The organism is uncultured Paracoccus sp. (assembly GCF_947487305.1).
Classification (GTDB): domain Bacteria; phylum Pseudomonadota; class Alphaproteobacteria; order Rhodobacterales; family Rhodobacteraceae; genus Paracoccus.
In genome coordinates, this window is the sequence record NZ_CANKWH010000008.1 from 20,624 (window position 1) to 39,807 (window position 19,184).

Below are 19,184 nucleotides of genomic sequence, written 5' to 3' on the forward strand. Positions count from 1 at the left end.
CAAATCCCCAAGCAACGGGCGGCTAGCCCTGGCGCGGCCGGAACGACGCGATGACCTGCTGCATCTGCTGTTTCTGGCCATCGCTGAACGCGCCCGGCGCCGTGGCGGTGATGATCAGCACCCGCTTGCCCGGCATGAGCGATGTGATCAACTGGTGCATCGGTCCCTGCTTGGCGACCCATTTGCATTCGGTCTGCAGCGCCCGATGACCGCCGATCTGCATCTCTTGCTGGTGCAGCACGGTGAAATCCTTCAGCGTTTCGCCCGCCTGGCGCAGCTGATCGGCGACATATTCGTCAAAGCTCATGCCCCAGGGAATGTCGTCACGGGTCATCGTCATCGACAGGCTCGGCTCGCCCGTCTGGCTGGCCGAGATGATGTTGATCGACTGGTCTTTCCACTCGACCGGCAGTTCTATGCTGCCTTCCTGCACGTAATACATCAGCCGTCCTTGTTGAGATGAATCATTGCCGCAACCTGATCGAGCGTTTCGGCATCGAACGAGATCCGCGTGTTGCCAAAGCTGATGACGATGGATGACTGGGTCATCTCGATCTTGCCATCGCCCACGGTCAGCTTGATGCTTTCCCCGCCCTCGATGTCGATGGCCTTGGACTTCTGCGTCATCTTGTTCAGCGCCGCGATGTCGATCTTGTCCTTCGATTCGGCGTTGATCAGGTCAACCGCCGACATGGTGATGACATTGTCGGCGTTGTAAGCGATCACCCCCGGCCCGCCCTTGCCGGCCACGGCGGATTCGACGATCTTGTTGGCCTGCGAGGCCCGGGTCAGGGCGATGGTCTCGGTCAGGTTGCCGCTGAGCACGCCCTTGGTCTCGTCCCCGGTCTGCACGGTAATGCTGCGATTGCCGCCCTCGACAAAGGTGGACTGGTTGTCCTTGATGTATTCCTCCATGTCCTTCTGGGCGTGCATGAAGATCTTTTCGGCGCCGTTCGCATCCTCGAAGCTCAGTTCGTTGAAGCCCGAGCCTTCGTGGGTCTTGGTCTTGAAGCCGCTCTTGGTCTTGCTGGCCGGCAGGCCGTAGATATTGCCATTGGTGCCGTTGACGACGCAGCCGGTGACGATGGGCTTGTCGGGGCTGCCGTCGATGAAATCGACCACGACCTCCATGCCGATGCGCGGAATCACGACGCCGCCCAGCCCGTTGCCGGCCCAGTTCTGTGCCACCCGGCAGCGCATCGACTTCGCGCCTTCAAGATCCCAGTGAAAGCGCACGAGGATACGGCCGAACGAGTCGCAGTCGATCTCGCCATCGCCCACGACCACGGCCGTTTGTGGCCCTTCGACCACGGGTGAGGGCGTGCGCTTCATCGGCGTCATCGGCGCGGTTTCGGGCATCACCAGGTAGTTTCCGGTGAAGGCATAGCCATCGCTGCCCGGCCCGCCCGAACCATAGGCCTCGGAGACGAAACTGTAATCGGCCTTGAGGCACAGGTAGTTCTCGCCCACGCCCGGCGCGGGATCGCCGGTCAGCGAAAAGACCCTGCCGGCACCTAGCGCGACGCAGTCACCGGTGGCGCGGTTGCGGCGGTCCTGGCCGCGTTCCTGCTTCATCCGCACCTTGGCCAGAACCCGGCCGCCCTCTTGATCGAGGTAATCGCCCGGATATTCATAGCTTTCCAGCTGACCCATCGCATAGGCCGCATCGCCAAGCCGGTCGACCTCCATCGCCGCCGAGGGGGATTTGAAGTTGTAATCGATCAGCCGGATTGCGCCTGTGGTCAGGTTGCGCTCGGGCGACCAGTCCCAGAAATGCTCGCCCTCGGCCTGATGATGGCCGTCATAGCTTTTATAGGGCCGCTCACCGATCGATTCATGGGACATGACATCATCTGTCAACACCATCGTGTGGTTGCCGGCCGAATGGCGGAAATGGAAGCTGATGCCGTGACGCTCGAGCTGTCGGCGGACGAAATCCAGATCGCTTTCGCGGAACTGCACCGTGTATTCGAGCACCGGGTAGGTCTCGCCCAGCTTCACTTCAAGTGCTGGATCGCCAAGCGAGGCATATTCGCCCAGCACCTGCTCGACGATCTGCACCACGGTCTTGTTGTGGAAGATCTTCTGGTTCTTCCGTCGCCCGGCCAGCCACAGCCAGGGTCGCAGCACCAGATCATAGCGGTGTCCGTTCTCGCCCACGCCGGCCCAACGGGTGCGGGTGACGATCCCGTCAAAGACACGCGGCCCGGTCCGGCCCTCGATCTCGACCGAGGCATGGGTGCCGACCAGCTGGTCGAAATCGACATCGCCGCTGGGGGCCAGCGCCTCGACCCTGTATTCGAACAGCTCGTTCATGTAATCGGTGCCGTCGAAGCGCAGCAGCACCAGCGCATCCGGCCCCAGAACGGTCGTCAGCCGACCCAGCCTTTCGGCCTGCTTGAATGGCGCATTCATCCGGCGGCCCCCTTTAAACTGTCAATCATCCAAAACATCGGCAGAATGGCAAAGATTCGAGGGCGAGGCCAGATCATTTGGCCAAAACTTCCGGATGCAAGGTGGCGGGATCAGGGCCTTGAAAATGCGCGTTTTTCTTGCTCGGATCGAGGAAGACCGGCGGCAATCCGCACGAATCTGCCAAGCGGTCGGGGCAATCAGGGAAAGTCGATCTCAACCCAGACCAGCCGGTGGCGCGATGCGGCGGCAACGATTTTTCCCGTCTCGCTGGCCGGATTGGGCCACAGGACGGCGGCATCGGTGACTCGCAGGGCTTTCGCCGGCAGGACATAATCCACGCGCATATTGCCAGGCCCGTCTGCCTCGGGCCAGTCGGCGGTATCCAGCGCCGGATCGCCCTTCTGAACGGCATTCGCGCCGTCCTGCGCCGGTTGCCATTCGCCGCGTGGTTCCGGGTCCTGCGCCACGCTCATGAGCGCGTCAAATGCCTCGCGCCGGCCATCGCCATCGACGGGGTCGATGTTCAGATTGCCCATGAGGAGGAAGGGGGCATCGGGCAGGTGGCTCAGCCAGAAAACCGCCTCGTCATGGTTGCGCCGCCCGTTGCGATCCTCGGGGCCGTCAAAGACCGGCGGGGTTGCTGACCATGCGAGAAGGTGCAGCGGATTTTCCCCGACCATCAGCGGCACATCCCAATGCGCGGTCGAGGAGAGGCGCTGGACCCCGGCAATCTCTGGAGCGGTGTCCGGCGGCAACAGGTTCCCCGGCTGATCGCGCCAAAGAACCGCGCTGTGATCGATGACGTCGCCCAGGGGAAGGCGCGAGAGGATCGCCATGCCCGCCTCGCCGGTGAAGAAGCCAAAACCCTGCGCGTCATCGGCGGTGCCGGTCTGGCCGTCGCCATCGAGGTCCAGACCCGTCGCCATACCGCTGTTCGGCCGGGCGGCAAAGCGGTGGGGCAGATCCAGACCGGCCTCGGCGACCAGCGCGGCGAAGCCCGCCAGCGCAAGGCCGTCATTGTCCCAGTCAATCCCGGTCAGCAAGATCGCATCGGGCCGCGCCACGGCAATGGTGGCGGCAGCGGCCAGAACCTGCGGATCGCGGGCGCGAATGTCCCGCAGCAGCAGTCCCGGTCCCTTGCGGGTCAGGTCAGGCGAAAAGGTGGCGATGCGAAGCGTTTCGGCACTGGTCGGACCGGCCAGCGCCAGAGCGATGAGAACCGACCACAGACCCGCCCTCAGACCCAAGGGCGCGCCTGTGCCATCTGCGTCTCGAAGCGGTCGATCGCCGGTGCCTTCTCCATCGTCAGGCCGATATCATCCAGCCCGTTCAGCAGCGTGTGCTTGCGCGAGGGATCGATCTCAAAGGCAAAGACCTGTCCGTCAGAGCTGATCACCGTCTGCGCCTCGAGATCGATGGTCATCCGGGCATTGGCGCCCTTGCGGGCGTCGTCCATGAGAATGTCCACCGCCTCTTGCGGCAGAACCAGCGGCAGGATGCCGTTCTTGAAGCAGTTATTGTAGAAGATATCGGCAAAGCTGGTCGAGATGACCGCCCGGATGCCGAAATCCAACAGCGCCCAAGGGGCGTGCTCGCGCGACGAGCCGCAGCCGAAATTGTCGCCGGCGACGATGATCTGGGCGTTGCGATAGGCCGGCTGGTTCAGCACGAAATCGGCGATTTCCTTGCCGTCCTGATCATAGCGCATCTCGTCGAACAGGTTCTTGCCGAGGCCCGAGCGTTTGATGGTTTTCAGGAACTGCTTGGGGATGATCATGTCCGTGTCGATATTGACGAGCGGCATGGGCGCGGCGATTCCGGTGAGGGTGGTAAATTTTTCCATGGCTGACCTTCTGGATTAGGTTAGGACTGGTGCTGCGGCAGGGGTGCCGCGGCGCGAGAATGTGGGTTGCAGACGGTGAGGATGACGTGGGTGTGATGATCGGCTGCCTTGGCGGGGAATGGACGCCGGCTTTCGGCGACCGGGGTGTGCTGGCCTGGATCACGGTGCTGGCCTACCTGGCCTGTGCCGCGCTGGCCTTGGCGGTTTGGCGCGGCATGGATCAGCGGGCCTTGCGCCGGTTCTGGGGCGCCATGGCAATCGTGATGCTGTTTCTGGCCGTGAACAAGCAGCTGGACCTGCAGACCGCCCTGAACCAGACCGGTCGCTGCATCTCGATGGCGCAGGGGTGGCATGACTATCGCCGCTATGCGCAGTTGCTGTTCATCATCCTTGCCGTCGCGGCGGTGGTGCTGGTCTTCAAACGTAGCAGGCAGATGATGCGCGGCCATCTGCAGACGCATTTGCTGGCGCTGGCCGGACTGGCACTTGTTTGCGGCTATGTCCTGATCCGCGCCAGCAGCCTTAACGCTGTGGACGCGATCGGCCGCCGCAGCATTCTGGGCGTCAGCGTGAACTTCCTGCTCGAGAATGCCGGGCTGGTGCTGATCGCGCTGAATGCCACCCGTTTGCTCAGGCTGCGCGCCGCCCGGCGCGCGGCAGAGCGGGCGGTCGAGGACGAACGCCTTCAAGCCGAAGCGGCCATGAACAACCCGGCAACTGGCATGGCCGCGCCGCGCCGCGCCGCCAGACCGCTGGAGGGCGGTCGGGACGACGAGGCTGCCGAAGCGCCGCGCCCGTTCAGGCCGTTGAAGCCGCGCGGGCACTAGGTCCGGCGCGAAAGCCCGGGCCTTCGGGTTGCCGAAACCGGCTGCGATTGCCATGGCCTGACCCCGTCAGGCCGGCTGCGTCTCGCCGGTCAGCGTGCGCACATCGGTCAGATGCCCGGTCACGCCCGCTGCCGCCGCCATGGCGGGCGACATCAGGTGGGTGCGTCCCTTGTAGCCCTGACGCCCTTCGAAATTGCGGTTCGAGGTGGCGGCGCAACGCTCGCCCGGCGCCAGTTGGTCGGGGTTCATGCCCAGGCACATCGAGCAGCCGGCCTGACGCCATTCGAAACCGGCCTCCTTGAAGATGGCATCCAGCCCCTCTTCCTCGGCCTGCAAGCGCACCAGACCCGAGCCCGGCACGACCATGCCGCGCACGCCGTCGGCCAGCTTGCGGCCCTTGAGGATCTCGGCGGCGGCGCGCAGATCCTCGATCCGGCCATTGGTGCAGGAGCCGATGAAGACCGCGTCGATCTTGATCTCGTCGAGCGGCATCCCCGCGGTCAGGCCCATATAGTCGAGGCTGCGCTTCGCCGCCTCGACCTTGCCGCCGGTGAAATCCTCGGGCGCGGGCACATTGCCGGTGATCGGCAGCACATCCTCGGGCGAGGTGCCCCAGGTGACGACCGGGGCGATATCCTCGCCGCGGATGGTGACGACCTTGTCGTAATGCGCGCCCTCGTCCGATTTCAGCGTCCTCCACCAGGCCAGCGCGGCTTCCCACGCGGCGCCCTTGGGCGCATGGGGGCGGCCCTTCACATAGGCAAAGGTGGTCTCGTCCGGGGCGATCAGCCCGGCACGGGCGCCGCCCTCGATGGCCATGTTGCAGACGGTCATGCGGCCTTCCATCGACAGGCCGCGGATCGCCTCGCCGGTATATTCGATCACATAGCCGGTGCCGCCGGCGGTGCCGGTCTTGCCGATGATCGACAGGGTGATGTCCTTTGCGGTCACGCCGGGCATCAGCTGGCCGGTGATCTCGACCTTCATGTTTTTCGATTTCGACTGGATCAGCGTCTGCGTGGCCAGCACATGCTCGACCTCCGAGGTGCCGATGCCATGCGCCAGCGCGCCGAAAGCGCCATGGGTCGAGGTGTGGCTGTCGCCGCAGACCACGGTCATGCCGGGCAGGGTCCAGCCCTGTTCCGGGCCGATGATATGGACGATGCCCTGGCGAATGTCGTCGACCGGGTAATAGGTCACGCCGAACTCGCGGGCGTTCTTGTCCAGCGCCTCGACCTGGATGCGGGATTCCTCGTTGTCGATATGGGTGAAGCGGTCATCGGTCGTCGGCACGTTGTGATCCGGCACGGCGATGGTCCGCTCGGGCGCATGGACCTTGCGGCCCGACATGCGCAGCCCCTCGAAGGCCTGCGGGCTCGTCACCTCATGGACCAGATGGCGGTCGATATAGATCAGGCTGCTGCCGTCCTCGGACTGGTCGACCAAGTGGGCGTCCCAGATCTTGTCATAGAGGGTGCGGGGTTTGCCGGCGGCGGCATTGGAGGCAGAATCGGTCATGGCTGTCTCTCGAATGGGTTTTCGAATGGGCTGTGAATCGGGGAAGGGCGGGCAAAAGCCCTCAGACCCGCGCCGTTACGCCCAGGATCTCGCCATAGAAACGGCCCGGCAGGCGGGCGCGGTCATGGATGTCGAAATAGATAAAGCCGCTCATGCACGGCAATCTAGGGTGGTTCTGCCGCTGGGGCAAGCATTCCGTCGGACAGATCGCACAGGCTTGCCGCAGGCCCTCGCCCCGGTATTTACTGGCGGAAGGGAGGGACGCAGATGACGCGCAGAAGATGGAGCAACTGACCCCGGACATGGTCGATGCCGCCGAGGGCCTTTGGGCCCATCTGCGGCTGTTCATGCAGACCATGCTGCTGCCCTGGCGGCTCTACCAGATCGCCGGGATCGTCGGGCTGGCCGCCGTCGCCTGGCTGGCCGCGCGGATCGTCTCGCCCCATTTCACCGCCTGGCTGCGCTCGCGCGAGGGTTGGCCCAAGGGGCGGCTGCGGCTGGGGCTGGTGATCGACCGGCGGCTGTGGCTGCTGTTCTTCGCGCTTTTCGCCTGGGTTACGGTTCTTGTCATGCGCGAGGTGACCTGGCCCTCGCGCAGCCAGCTGATCGCGCTGGCTGCGGTCGTGACGACCGCCTGGTTCTTCATCGGGCTGATGGTCCGGGTCATCGCCAACCGCTTCCTGCGCCGCATCGTGACCTGGGGCGCCTGGATCTGGGTGACGCTCTATTTCATCGGCTTCACCCAGCCCGTCGCGCAATTTCTGGACAGCATCGCGCTGACCTTCGGCGATATCCGCATCTCGCTGTTGACGGTGGTCAAGGCGGCGGCGGTCAGTGGGCTGCTGATCGCGGGCGCGCGGCTTCTGTCGCGCTTCGTCACCGGGCGGCTGGCGACGAACGAGGATATTTCGCCCTCGATGCGGGTGCTGACGGCGAAACTGCTGCAGGTCGTGCTCTTCACCGTGGCCATCGTCGTCGGCCTGAAAGCGGTGGGGTTGGACCTGACCGGGCTTGCGGTATTCTCCGGCGCGGTCGGCATCGGCCTTGGCTTCGGCTTGCAGAAGGTGGTGTCGAACCTCGTTTCGGGGGTCATCATCCTGCTCGACAAGTCGATCAAGCCGGGCGACGTCATCTCGATCGGCGATACCTTCGGCTGGATCGAGGAGCTGGGCGCGCGCTATGTCAGCGTGGTGACGCGCGACGGCAAGGAATACCTGATCCCGAACGAGGATCTGGTGACGGGGCAGGTGGTCAACTGGTCCCATACCAACAATTTCGTCCGGCTCGATCTGAAATTCGGCACTTCTTATGACGACGATCCCCACGAGGTCAGCAGAATCGCCATCAATGCCGCCATGACGGTGAAGCGGGTGATGGCGCAGCGTACCCCGGTCTGCTGGATCACCGGCTTCGGCGACAGTTCTGTCGACTACGTGCTGCGCTTCTGGATCACCGATGCCGAGGGCGGGCTGACCAATGTGCGCGGACAGGTGTTCCTGGCGCTCTGGGATGCGTTCAAGAAGCACGGAATTTCGATCCCGTTCCCCCAGCGCGAGGTGCGGCTGTTGAACGAGCAGATCGTCGTCCGCGAAGGCAAATCCGCACCACCCCGTCCCGAATTCGTGAGCGGCGATTGAGATGGGGGGAAAAGATGCTATCTTTAAGGCATCCCCTGCGCCGGGGGCGATCGGCGCGTTGACCGGAGGATTAAACCCTGTCCCAACACGTCACGCCGGCAGATCAGCCGGCCGCGACCGCCGCGGTTCCAGACCTGACGAGCGATGAGGTTCTGGCCCGCGTCCTGTCCTCGCTTGATGATGACAAGGCCGAGGATGTCGTTCAGATCGACCTGCGTGGCCGCTCGGCCATGGCCGATTACATGGTGATCGCCTCGGGCCGCAACGCCCGGCAAGTCACGACCATCGCCGAAAAGCTCGCCGAACGCTACAAGCAGGCCACCGGCCGTTCTGCCCGGATCGAGGGCAAGGATGCCGGCGACTGGGTGCTGGTCGATACGGATGATGTCGTCATCCATGTCTTCCGTCCCGAGGTGCGCGAGTTCTACCAGTTGGAAAAGATGTGGATGCCCGCAGATGCACTGACGCGCCTGCGCCATGAGCCGCAGCTTGCCGGACATTAAGCCCGCCCGCCAGCACAGGACGGGCTGATGAAGATTACGATTGCCGCCGTCGGGCGGCTGCGGAAGGGGCCGGAATCGGCGATGATCGCCGATTATCTGGACCGCTTCGCCAAGACCGGCCGAGGCCTCGGGCTGCCGCCGGCACAGATCGTTGAGATCGAGGACAAGCGCGGCGGCGGCATGGGTGCCGAGGCCGAGCTGTTGTCGCGCGTCCTGCCCGACGGTGCCGCCATTGTGGCGCTGGACGAGCGCGGCGAACAGCCGACCTCGCCGGATTTCGCGGCGCGGCTTGCCGGCTGGCGCGATCAGGCGCGGGATGTCTGCTTCGTCATCGGCGGGGCCGATGGCATCGATCCGGCCCTGCGCGCCCGCGCCGACTGGCAGATCAGCTTCAGCCGCATGGTCTGGCCGCATATGCTGGCACGGGTGATGCTGACCGAACAGCTTTACCGCGCCGCCACCATTCTGGCCGGCGGTCCCTATCACCGCGACTAGCAGGGGGTGCTGCCCCCGTCGCCATGGGCGACTCCCCCGGGATATTTGAACCAGGTGAACCGGCTTTCAGCTTGGCAAAAATATCCCGGGGTCCGGGGCAGCGCCCCGGTCCGGCGGTTGCCCATGGGCGCGGCGCGGCGTATTGAGGCAAAAACCCGCGAGGCAGCGATGACGAAACCTGTGGTCCTGTGCATTCTGGATGGCTGGGGCATTTCCGACCGGCCCGAGCAAAGCGCCCCCGATCAGGCGCGGACGCCGAATTTCGACCGGCTGATGCGCGACTGCCCCCATGCGACGCTGACCACCTTCGGCCCCGATGTCGGCCTGCCCACCGGCCAGATGGGCAATTCCGAGGTCGGCCACACCAATATCGGCGCCGGCCGGGTGGTGGCGATGGATCTGGGCCAGATCGATCTGGCCATCGAGGATCGCAGCTTCTTTGGCAATGAAACCCTCGGCAGCTTCATCGCGGCACTGAAGGCCAGTGGCGGCACCGCGCATCTGATGGGCGTCGTCTCGGATGGCGGGGTCCATGGCCATATCGCCCATGTGCAGGCGGCCGCGCAGGCCGTGGCCGAGGCCGGCGTGCCGGTGGTGATCCATGCCATCACCGATGGCCGCGACGTGCCGCCGAAATCGGCGCTTGGTTTTGTCACCGAATTGCAGGGCAACCTGCCCGAGGGCGCGCGCATAGGCACTGTCATCGGGCGCTACTACGCCATGGACCGCGACAACCGTTGGGAGCGGGTCAGCCGCGCCTATGCCGCCATCGTGCAGGGCAAAGGCGAGGATGCGCCCGCCGCCGACGAGGCGGTCAGCATCGCCTATCAGCGCGGCGAGACCGACGAGTTCATCCAGCCCTTCGTCATCGATGGCTATAACGGGGCGATGGATGGCGACGGCTTCTTCTGCCTCAACTTCCGCGCCGACCGCGCCCGCGAGATCCTGATGGCCATCGGCGGCACCGGTTTCGACGCCTTCGACACCGGCGAGCGGCCGCATTGGGCGGCGCTGCTGGGCATGGTCGATTATTCCGAGGCGCATAACGCCTTCATGACCGCCGCCTATCCCAAGCGGCAGGTGGTCAACACGCTTGGCGCATGGGTGGCGGGCAAGGGCCTCAAGCAGTTCCGGCTGGCCGAAACCGAGAAATACCCCCATGTCACCTTCTTCCTGAACGGCGGCAAGGAAGCACCCGAACCGGGCGAAGATCGCTTCATGCCGGCAAGCCCCAAGGTCGCGACCTATGATCTGGCCCCGGAAATGGCCTCGGTCGAGGTGGCCGACAAGCTGGTCGAGGTGATCGGCGCGGGCTACGACCTGATCGTGGTGAACTTCGCCAATCCCGACATGGTTGGGCATACCGGCAGCCTGCCCGCCGCGATCCGCGCCTGCGAGGCGGTCGATCAGGGTCTGGGCCGGATGCTCGCCGCGCTCGAGGCCGTGGGCGGTTCCGCCGTCATCTGCGCCGACCATGGCAATTGCGAGACCATGATCGACCCGGTCAGCGGCGGGCCTCATACCGCCCATACCATCAACCCGGTGCCGGTGATCGTGGTCAACGGCCCCGCAGGTGCCACGCTGCGCAAGGGCCGGCTGGCCGATCTGGCGCCGACCGTGCTGGAGCTGATGGGCCTCGACAAACCGGCCGAGATGACCGGCGAAAGCCTGATCGGTCGCGCATGATCCGTCTGATTCCCTCGGCCATCCTGGCGCTGGCGCTCGCCATGCCCGGCGCCGGTATGGCTGCTGCCCAGACCGCCAGCGAGGCCCGCGCCATGGCCGAGGCGGCTGCGGCGCAGTTGCGTGCCTCGATGGACAAGCTGAGTTCTGCCCTGACCGCCGACGATCAGGTGACGGCCTTAAGCGAGGTGATCCGGGGCTATGAGCAGGGGCAGGCAGCCCTGCGCGAGGGGCTGCGGCAGGCGGCCCTGCGCGAGACGGAATTGCGCGACCGCTTCGAATCGCAGCGCGAGAGCCTGTCGGATGTGCTGGGCGTGATGATGTCGATGGAGCGCGCGCCCGAGGCGACGTTGCTTCTGCATCCTTCCGGCGCCACGGCAACCGCGCGGGCGGGGATGATCCTGTCGGCGGTGACGCCGGGACTTCGGGCCGAGGCCGACCGGCTGCAGACCGATCTGGACGAGATCGCCGCCGTGCGCGAGCTGCAGGAAAACGCCGCCGGGATGCTGAGCGACGGGCTCGCCTCGGTGCAGGAGGCGCGGCGGCTGCTGACCAGCGCCGTCACCGACCGCTCGACCATGCCGGTGCGCTTTGCCGAGAACCCGGAAGAATTGCAGCAATTGCAGGCCTCTGCCGCCAGTCTCGACGAATTCGCCAAGGGAATTGCCGAACTCGAGGATGATGTCGGCCCGCCGATGGAGGATTTCGAGGGCGCACAGGGCAGTCTGCCCCTGCCGGTGACCGGCGAGGTGGTGCGCTATTACAACGAGGCCGATGCGGCGGGCGTCAAGCGGCCGGGCATCGTCATCGCCACCGCCCCGGCGGCGCTGGTTTCGACGCCATGGCCTGCGACCATCCGCTATCGCGGTCCGCTCTTGGATTACGGCAATGTGATGATCGTGGAACCCGCACGCGGTTATCTTCTGATCCTGGCCGGTCTCGATCAGGTCTTTGGCGAGGTCGGCGACGTGCTGTCGGCGGGCGAGCCGGTTGGTCTGATGGGCGGCTCCGAGGCGCGTGCGGCGGAATTCGGCACGCAATTTGTGGCTGACGCCGCGCGCGGCGGGGGTGCAGGGCGTACGGAAACCCTGTATGTCGAGTTGAGACAGGGTGGAGAGACCGTTGATCCGACGGAATGGTTCGTGATGAATCCGGTCGTTGAGCCGCAGGAATAGAGGCGAGTAGGCTAATGAAACACTATCTGATGGCAGGGATCGGCGGCGTGCTCGCGGGCGCCCTGGTGACGACGCAGATCGCCGGTCCGCTGATCGCGCAGGAGGCCGAAAGCAATGCCTCGATCTACGAGCAGCTTGAACTCTTCGGCAACGTGTTCGAGCGGGTGCGTGCCGATTATGTCGAGGCACCCGACGAGAAGAAGCTGATCGAGGCCGCGATCAATGGCATGTTGACTTCGCTTGACCCGCATTCCAGCTTCCTCTCGGCCAATGACTACGAGGACATGCAGACCCAGACGCGGGGCAGCTTTGGCGGCCTCGGCATCGAGGTCAGCCAGGAGGACGGCATCGTCAAGGTCGTCTCGCCGATCGATGATACCCCGGCCAGCGAGGCGGGCGTGCAGCCGGGCGATTTCATCACCCATGTCGATGGCGAATCGCTGATGGGGCTGACGCTGGACGAGGCGGTCGACAAGATGCGCGGGCCGGTCGGGTCCGAGATCACCGTGACCATCCTGCGCGAAGGCACGCCCGAGCCCTTCGACCTGACCATGACCCGCGACACCATCAAGCTGACCGTGGTCAAGACCCGGATTGAGGGCCATTCGGTGGTGCTGCGCGTCTCGACCTTCAATGACGAGACCTATGACACGCTGGAAACCGAGCTCACGAAGGCAGTCGAGGAAGCCGGCGGCATCGACAAGGTCACCGGCTTCGTGCTGGACCTGCGCAACAACCCGGGCGGCTTGCTCAATCAGGCGATCAGCGTTTCGGATGCCTTCCTCGATGCCGGCGAGATCGTCAGCACCCGTGGCCGCAAGCCCGAGGAAAGCGAGCGCTGGAATGCCGAAATGGGCGATCTGGCGCAGGGCAAGCCGATGGTCGTCCTGATCAATGGCGGCTCGGCCAGCGCTTCGGAAATCGTCACCGGGGCACTGCAGGATCACCGCCGCGCCATCGTCGTGGGCGAGAAGTCCTTCGGCAAGGGGTCTGTCCAGACCGTCATGCCGGTCACTTCGGACAGCGCCATCCGGCTGACCACGGCGCGCTATTACACGCCGTCGGGCCGCTCGATTCAGGCGCTGGGGATCAATCCCGATATCATCGTGGCTCAGCCCGCACCGAAGCCCGTGGACGAGGAAAACGCCGACGAGCCGCTGAGCCAGTCGAGCTTCTCGCGCTCCGAGGCGGAACTGCGCGGCGCGCTGAACAACGATTCGATCAGCGACGAGGAACGCAAGCAGATCGAGGACGAGGCCGCCGAGGTCGAGGCGACGGCCAAGCTGCGCGACGAGGATTACCAGCTGGCCTATGCGGTCGATATCCTCAAGGGTCTGTCGGCGGTGAACTTCACCGCCAGCGACGTGATCTCGGCCGACACCCCTGCCGTCACCGGCGAGGGCTCGGGCACGACCGAGGGCGAAGGCGCCGCGACCGAATGAGCAAGGCTGAAGGTCAGCCGGGGCCGGGTGGTCTGCCTTATCGCGCCGGTGCGGGGGTGGTGCTGGTGAATGCCGAGGGGCTGGTCTTTGCCGGCCGCCGCATCGACAGCCCCGCCGACGGCCCCGCCGCATGGCAGATGCCGCAGGGCGGGATCGACAAGGGCGAAACCCCGCGCGAGGCCGCGCTGCGCGAGCTGGTCGAGGAGACCGGGGTTGCCGCCGATCTGGTGACGGTCGAGGCCGAAACCTCGGATTGGGTGGCTTATGACCTGCCGCCCGAGCTTCTGGGCAAGGTCTGGAAGGGCAAGTATTGCGGGCAGAAGCAGAAATGGTTCCTGCTGCGCTTTCACGGCACCGATGCCGACGTGCAGATCGAGACCGAGCAGCCGGAGTTTGCCGAATGGCGCTGGATGCCGGCGGCTGATCTGGCCGAAGGGATCGTGCCCTTCAAGCGGGCAATCTACGATCAGGTTCTGGGCGAGTTCGCGGCGCGGCTGAACGCCGGCTGACGCCAACCCGCCGCGCGAAGGGGAGACCGGGATGCAGGCGGAGTTTTCGATCGGGATCATCGGCGGCGCGGGCATGCTGGGCCGGGCCATCGCGCGGGCGCTGCTGCGAAGCGGCTGGCCCGAGGCGCGCCTCTGGATCGCCAATCGCAGCGGCAGCCGCGCGGGGTTCGAGGATCATCCCGGCGTGACCGTAACCGCTGACACTCAGGCGCTGGCCGACGCCTGCGATCTGGTGCTGCTGTCGGTGCCGCCGGCGCTGGCGGGGGATCTGGGCATCCACGCGCCCGACCGGCTGGTCGTTTCGGTCATGGCCGGGGTCTCGGCCGCGCGCCTTGTCGAGCTGACAGGGGCAAGCCGGGTGGTCCGGGCGATGAGCAGCCCGGCGGCCGAACTGGGCCTCGCCTATTCCCCATGGTTCGCCACGCCCGAGGTGACGGAGGCGGATCAGGCCCGGGTCAGGGCGCTTTTCTCACCCTGCGGGTTGACCGACCGGGTTGAGACCGAGGCGCAGGTCGAGATCTTCACCGCGATGACCGGGCCGGTGCCGGGCTTCGTCGCCTATTTCGCCGAATGCATGGCCGATTACGCGATGGGGCAGGGCGTGGCACCGGACGTGGCCGACCGCGCCACGAGACAGCTTTTCCTTGCCGCCGGGCAGATGATGGCCACGGGCGCAGATCGTCCGGGCGATCATGTTCAGGCCATGGTCGACTATGACGGCACCACGGCGGCGGGTCTGCGGGTGATGCGCAACTCGGGCATCGCCGCCGGGGTTGTTGCCGGACTGGACGCCGCCATCGCCAAGACCCGCAGCATCGGCAGCTGAAACGACTGAGGGCGGCCCTTTCGGACCGCCCCCCTCATCGTGCCAGGTCGCCTGTCTCAGCTCGCGAAGCGGCGGGCGGCGGGCAGGTATTTCATCAGCAGGTAATAGCTGAGACCGGCCGGGATCAGGCTCGCATACCAGCTGATGCCCGAGAAGGTCAGCGCCGAGATCACGCCGATCACCGTGGCGATCACGGCAGCCGGGTTGATGCCGGCATAGGGCCCGGTTTCGTCGTAAAGCTTGTCCAGATCCAGCTTCTGGCGGCGGATGGCGTAGAAATCGACGACCAGAATGGCGAAGATCGGGCCCAGGAAGGCACTGTAGGTCTGGATGAACAGGTTCAGACCGGCGGCGCTTTCGTCACGGACCAGCATCCAGGGGAAGGTGGCGAAGGCCAGAACGCCGACCAGCACCGCCGAGGTCTTGAACTTCAGCTTGAAGATATCCATCAACGCATAGGCGGGCGGGACGACGTTGTTCAGGATGTTGGTCGTGACCTGCGCGAAGACGATGAACAGCAGGGTGATGATCAGCAGGAACTTGTTGTCGACGGCGCTGGAAAAGACCTTGATCGGATCGACCTCGCCGGTGGCGCCGGAGACCATCAGACCGATCAGCCCCATGAACAGCGTCGCCGGCAGGATCGAGTTGGCATAGATTGCCACCTGCCGCAGCGGGCCGACGCGCTTCTGCAACTCGCGGGAATAGTCCGACACGTTCAGCATCATGGTCGAATAGACGCCGAGGAACAGCATGGTGGCTCCCCAGAAGGGCGCGCCCCAGGTGCCTTCGACATTGATCAGGTTGGCGCTGATCTCGGCGCCGTACTTGTTGATCACGCTGATGAACATGTAGACCAGCGCGCCGATGATGAAGACCGAGCCAATGTTCTCGAGCCACTTGATGCCGTGGAAGCCGAGGACCGAGAGGCCGATCTGCAGGAACTGGAATCCGATGAAGAACAGCCAGATGTTGGAGTAGCCGAACAGCGTCTCGGCCACCAGGTTCAGCGCGCCCGCGCCGATCCAGCTTTGAAAGCCGTACCAGACGATGGCCGGGACCGAACGCACCAGCGCCGGCAGGCGGGTTCCGGCAAAGCCGAACGAGGACCGTGCCTGGACCATGAAGGGGATGCCATAGATATGCCCGGCGCGGCCGTTGATCATCAGGGCCAGTCCGATGACGGTGCAGCCGATGGCGATGGCAACGAAGGTCTGCAGCAGGTTCAGCGTGCCGACGAGGCCCGAGCCGACGGTGAAGGTGCCGATGGACACGCAGCCGCCGAGCCAGGCGAAGAGATAGGACCAGGGGTCCATGATCCGGGTCTGCTGCGGGGCCAGCGATTCCTCGCCGATGGCCTTGTCATGGCTGGTTGCGGTGGTGGCGGTGACGCCGCTAGGCGGGGCGGCGGTTGTGGCGGTTTGGGTCATGATCTCTCCTCCCAAAGTGATCCGTGAGTGGCGGAATTACTTGCTGTTCGGCTTGGCGTAGGCACCGATCTTGCTGGTCTTCAGGCCGGCGCCGACCAGCGCCTCGGCGAATTTGGTGGCCACGGTCACGCCGTCGATCACCGGGATGCCGGTTTCCTCGCTCAGCCATTCGGTCAGGTCCGACATGCCGGCGCAGCCCAGCACCACGGCCTCGCAATTGTCATCTTCGATGGCGCGCAGGATCTCGTCGCGCACCAACTGCCGGGCGTTCGAGCCGGGCTCTTCCAGCGCCAGCACCGGGATGGCGGCCGAGCGGACCTTGCGGCATTGGTGATCGAGGCCATAGCGGCGCACCAGCTCCTCGATCACCGGGACCGAGCGGGGCAGGGTGGTCACGATGCTGAAGGAGGTGGCGATCATGCTGGCGGCCTTGATGCCGGCCTCGCAGATGCCGATGACCGGACCGGTGGCGATCTCGCGGCAGGCGCCGATGGCCGGATCGTCGAAACAGGCGACCACGATGGCATCGGCAGCCTCGGCCTCGGCCTGCTGAACCTCGCGCAGCAGGTGGGCGGCGGCCATTACCTCGTCAAAATGGCCCTCGATGCTGGCCGGCGCGCCATGGGCGGTGCGGCCCTCGACGACAACACCGTCAGCGGCGGCGGCGCGGGCGGATTCCAGGATCTTGTCGGTCATGGATTGCGTGGAATTCGGGTTGATCACGACGAGCTTCATAAGGGCCTCCAGCTGAGTCGCATTTTTTGTAACATAAATTGTTAACAATTTTAAGAACTATTTTTGCCGGGGCATTTGTGCGAAAGATTGTTGCTGAGACGGGGGCCAGATGCCATTTATCGGCATATGGACAAGCCGATCGACCTCGTCATTGTGGACAGCGTGCTGGACGCGATCGCGGATCAGCGGTTGCGGGCCGGCACCAAGCTGGGCGAGCAGGCGCTGAGCGATCTGTTCGGGGCCAATCGCGCGCTGGTGCGCCGGGCGCTGGCGCAGCTGACCGCCTACCAGGTGGTCGATCACCTGCCGAACCGAGGCGCCTTCGTCGCCACGCCCACGCCCGATGACGCCCGCAACGTTTTCCAGGCACGCCGCGCCATCGAGGCGACGATCTGCCGGAATGCCGTGCGACAGGCGGATGAGGCGGATCTGGCCGACCTGCGCGCCCATCTGGCCGCCGAGGCGGCAGCACATGGCGACAACCGCCCTTCGGCCGTGCGCCTGTCGCGGCAGTTCCACCTGCTGCTGGCACGGGTGGGTCGCAACCCGGTGCTGAGCCGCTATCTGGAAGAACTGGTGATGCGCAGTTCGCTGATCATCGGCCTCTACGCCGCCCGGCAGGGGGTGCTGTGCGCCGAGGACGACCACAGCCGCATCGTTGATGCCATCGCCGCGCGTGACGAGGCACTGGCCCTGCGCCTGCTGGACCAGCACCTGCGCCAGATCGAGGCCGGGGTGCGCTTTGGCGATGTGCCGCCCGTCACCGGGGCGTTGTCGGCGATGCTGCAGCGGCCGGGAGAGTGAGCCTTAGGACGGCTTGAAGGTGAGACGGGCAGCGGTCACCGATGGGTGCCCGCTGCCGCGCTTAAGGTCTTACCCGCGCAACTGTCCCAGCAGCCGCGCATCGGCATAGCCATCCGGCGTCGCGCCGATGGATTGCTGGAAGGCGCGGATCGCCTCGGTCGATTTGGCGCCCAGCTTGCCGTCCACCTCGTCACGATAGAAACCGCGCTGGGTCAGCAGGCGCTGGATCTCGGCCTTTTCGCTGTTCGACAGCGGCCGGTCGCCGCGCGGCCAGCTGCCCTGTACGCCCGCGCGCCCGGCGATGCGGTCGCCCAAGATGCTGACGCCAAGCGCATAACTGTCCGAGGTGTTGTAATCGAGGATCGCCCGGAAATTGTCCGAGATCAGGAAGGCCGGGCCGCGCGCGCCTGCCGGCACGAGGATCGAGCCCGCCCAACGCGGCATGGCCGTGCCATTGGCGGTGCGCACGCCCATGCTCGACCAGCTGGCCCCCGACTGGCGGTTGTTCTTGCCCGACAGCGCGTAGTTGAAATTCGCCGGCAGCACGACCTCGACCCCCCAGGGCATCCCGGGCTGCCAGCCCGCCTGGCGCAGGTAGGCCGCGGTCGAGGCGAGCGAGTCGGTCGGATCGTTCGACCAGATATCGCGGCGGCTGTCGCCGGTGAAATCGACCGCATGGGCCAGATAGGACGAGGGCATGAACTGCGTATGGCCCATGGCGCCGGCCCAGCTGCCGACCAGACCCTCGGGCGTGGTGTCGCCCGACTGGACGATGCGCATGGCCGCAATCAGCTCGTTGCCGAAGAACTGCCCGCGCCGCCCGTCATAGGCCAAGGTCGCCAGCGCCGGGATGATCCGGGTCGAGCCGCGATTGGCGCCGAAATTCGACTCCATCCCCCAGACCGCCAAGACAATCTCGCGCGGGACGCCATAGCGGCCTTCGATGGCGCCAAGCGTGCCCGACAGCTGCGCCGCCTTCTCGCGCCCGATGCTGACCCGGCTGCCCGAGGCGGCATCGTCCAGATAGGCCCAGATCGGGCGCGAAAACTCGCTTTGTCGGCCATCGAGCGCCACGATGCTGCTGTCGTAACGCGCCAGCGCCATCGAACGGTCGAAGGTGGCAGGGGTGATCCCGGCGGACAGGGCGGCAGGACGGAAGGCCTGCACCCATTGCTGCAACCCGGCCTCGCTGGCCGGCGAGCCGGCGGGGCGCTGCGGGATGGTCACTTGCGCGCCGGCGCTGCCGGGGCTGCGGCTCATCGGCACGCCACCGCAGGCCGCGAGGGTGAAGACAAGGGTGGTCGCCAAAAGCGTGCGGATCGTCAAACGTGCCATGAAATCT

18 protein-coding genes are annotated in these 19,184 nt (G+C 65.5%); 10 read left to right on the forward strand and 8 right to left on the reverse strand.

The features are described 5' to 3' along the window. Positions 1 to 22: 22 nt before the first annotated feature. The 4 genes from Q1A36_RS11235 to leuD form a co-directional block, all read right to left on the reverse strand. On the reverse strand, positions 23 to 442 hold the full coding sequence (locus Q1A36_RS11235) for a DUF1795 domain-containing protein (RefSeq protein ID WP_101752641.1): 420 nt from the start codon (positions 440 to 442) through the stop codon (positions 23 to 25). Further along, the gene (tssI, locus tag Q1A36_RS11240; protein ID WP_299843681.1) at positions 442 to 2,415 is read right to left on the reverse strand and encodes a type VI secretion system tip protein TssI/VgrG; all 1,974 of its coding nucleotides are present in this window, start codon (positions 2,413 to 2,415) and stop codon (positions 442 to 444) included. The genes Q1A36_RS11235 and tssI overlap by 1 nt, the downstream gene beginning before the upstream one ends. 197 nt (positions 2,416 to 2,612) lie before the next feature. Then, positions 2,613 to 3,662: an endonuclease/exonuclease/phosphatase family protein gene (locus tag Q1A36_RS11245; protein WP_299843684.1), complete on the reverse strand. Its 1,050-nt coding sequence runs from the start codon at positions 3,660 to 3,662 to the stop codon at positions 2,613 to 2,615. Then, positions 3,653 to 4,258, reverse strand: coding sequence for a 3-isopropylmalate dehydratase small subunit (gene leuD, locus Q1A36_RS11250; RefSeq protein ID WP_299843687.1), 606 nt, complete (start codon positions 4,256 to 4,258; stop codon positions 3,653 to 3,655). Before leuD ends, Q1A36_RS11245 begins: the two co-directional genes overlap by 10 nt. A gap of 59 nt (positions 4,259 to 4,317) precedes the next feature. Here leuD and Q1A36_RS11255 point away from each other — a divergent pair, with 59 nt between their 5' ends. After that, positions 4,318 to 5,085 (forward strand): hypothetical protein, encoded by a 768-nt coding sequence (locus tag Q1A36_RS11255; protein ID WP_299843690.1) that lies wholly within the window; start codon positions 4,318 to 4,320, stop codon positions 5,083 to 5,085. Positions 5,086 to 5,151: 66 nt separating this feature from the next. Here Q1A36_RS11255 and leuC read toward each other — a convergent pair whose 3' ends face one another. Continuing rightward, positions 5,152 to 6,603 carry a 3-isopropylmalate dehydratase large subunit gene (leuC, locus tag Q1A36_RS11260; RefSeq protein WP_299843693.1) on the reverse strand — a complete coding sequence of 484 codons (1,452 nt, stop codon included), beginning with the start codon at positions 6,601 to 6,603 and terminating at the stop codon, positions 5,152 to 5,154. Between the two features lie 281 nt (positions 6,604 to 6,884). Here leuC and Q1A36_RS11265 point away from each other — a divergent pair, with 281 nt between their 5' ends. From Q1A36_RS11265 to Q1A36_RS11300, 8 genes are all read left to right on the forward strand, one after another. Beyond that, entirely contained in the window at positions 6,885 to 8,240 is a 1,356-nt protein-coding gene (locus Q1A36_RS11265) for a mechanosensitive ion channel domain-containing protein (protein ID WP_366141565.1), read from the forward strand. A 164-nt stretch (positions 8,241 to 8,404) separates the two neighbouring features. Continuing rightward, positions 8,405 to 8,743, forward strand: coding sequence for a ribosome silencing factor (gene rsfS / locus Q1A36_RS11270; protein WP_299844187.1), 339 nt, complete (start codon positions 8,405 to 8,407; stop codon positions 8,741 to 8,743). A gap of 27 nt (positions 8,744 to 8,770) precedes the next feature. After that, positions 8,771 to 9,238: a 23S rRNA (pseudouridine(1915)-N(3))-methyltransferase RlmH gene (rlmH, locus tag Q1A36_RS11275; protein WP_299843696.1), complete on the forward strand. Its 468-nt coding sequence runs from the start codon at positions 8,771 to 8,773 to the stop codon at positions 9,236 to 9,238. A 168-nt stretch (positions 9,239 to 9,406) separates the two neighbouring features. After that, positions 9,407 to 10,924 (forward strand): 2,3-bisphosphoglycerate-independent phosphoglycerate mutase, encoded by a 1,518-nt coding sequence (gene gpmI / locus Q1A36_RS11280; RefSeq protein ID WP_299843700.1) that lies wholly within the window; start codon positions 9,407 to 9,409, stop codon positions 10,922 to 10,924. Next, on the forward strand, positions 10,921 to 12,096 hold the full coding sequence (locus Q1A36_RS11285) for a peptidoglycan DD-metalloendopeptidase family protein (RefSeq protein WP_299843703.1): 1,176 nt from the start codon (positions 10,921 to 10,923) through the stop codon (positions 12,094 to 12,096). Before gpmI ends, Q1A36_RS11285 begins: the two co-directional genes overlap by 4 nt. Positions 12,097 to 12,110: 14 nt before the next feature. Further along, the gene (locus Q1A36_RS11290) at positions 12,111 to 13,538 is read left to right on the forward strand and encodes a S41 family peptidase (protein ID WP_299843706.1); all 1,428 of its coding nucleotides are present in this window, start codon (positions 12,111 to 12,113) and stop codon (positions 13,536 to 13,538) included. Then, a complete protein-coding gene (locus Q1A36_RS11295) occupies positions 13,535 to 14,047 on the forward strand; it encodes an RNA pyrophosphohydrolase (protein ID WP_299843709.1) in 513 nt (170 codons plus the stop codon). The genes Q1A36_RS11290 and Q1A36_RS11295 overlap by 4 nt, the downstream gene beginning before the upstream one ends. 31 nt (positions 14,048 to 14,078) lie before the next feature. After that, positions 14,079 to 14,873 carry a pyrroline-5-carboxylate reductase dimerization domain-containing protein gene (locus tag Q1A36_RS11300; protein WP_299843712.1) on the forward strand — a complete coding sequence of 265 codons (795 nt, stop codon included), beginning with the start codon at positions 14,079 to 14,081 and terminating at the stop codon, positions 14,871 to 14,873. Between the two features lie 56 nt (positions 14,874 to 14,929). Here Q1A36_RS11300 and Q1A36_RS11305 read toward each other — a convergent pair whose 3' ends face one another. Beyond that, positions 14,930 to 16,303 (reverse strand): NCS1 family transporter, encoded by a 1,374-nt coding sequence (locus Q1A36_RS11305; protein ID WP_299843715.1) that lies wholly within the window; start codon positions 16,301 to 16,303, stop codon positions 14,930 to 14,932. A 36-nt stretch (positions 16,304 to 16,339) separates the two neighbouring features. Continuing rightward, on the reverse strand, positions 16,340 to 17,038 hold the full coding sequence (locus Q1A36_RS11310; protein WP_299843718.1) for an aspartate/glutamate racemase family protein: 699 nt from the start codon (positions 17,036 to 17,038) through the stop codon (positions 16,340 to 16,342). A gap of 126 nt (positions 17,039 to 17,164) precedes the next feature. Here Q1A36_RS11310 and Q1A36_RS11315 point away from each other — a divergent pair, with 126 nt between their 5' ends. Then, a complete protein-coding gene (locus tag Q1A36_RS11315; RefSeq protein WP_101752626.1) occupies positions 17,165 to 17,842 on the forward strand; it encodes a GntR family transcriptional regulator in 678 nt (225 codons plus the stop codon). 69 nt (positions 17,843 to 17,911) lie between these two features. Here Q1A36_RS11315 and Q1A36_RS11320 read toward each other — a convergent pair whose 3' ends face one another. Further along, positions 17,912 to 19,177 carry a lytic murein transglycosylase gene (locus Q1A36_RS11320; RefSeq protein WP_299843722.1) on the reverse strand — a complete coding sequence of 422 codons (1,266 nt, stop codon included), beginning with the start codon at positions 19,175 to 19,177 and terminating at the stop codon, positions 17,912 to 17,914. Positions 19,178 to 19,184: the final 7 nt, after the last annotated feature.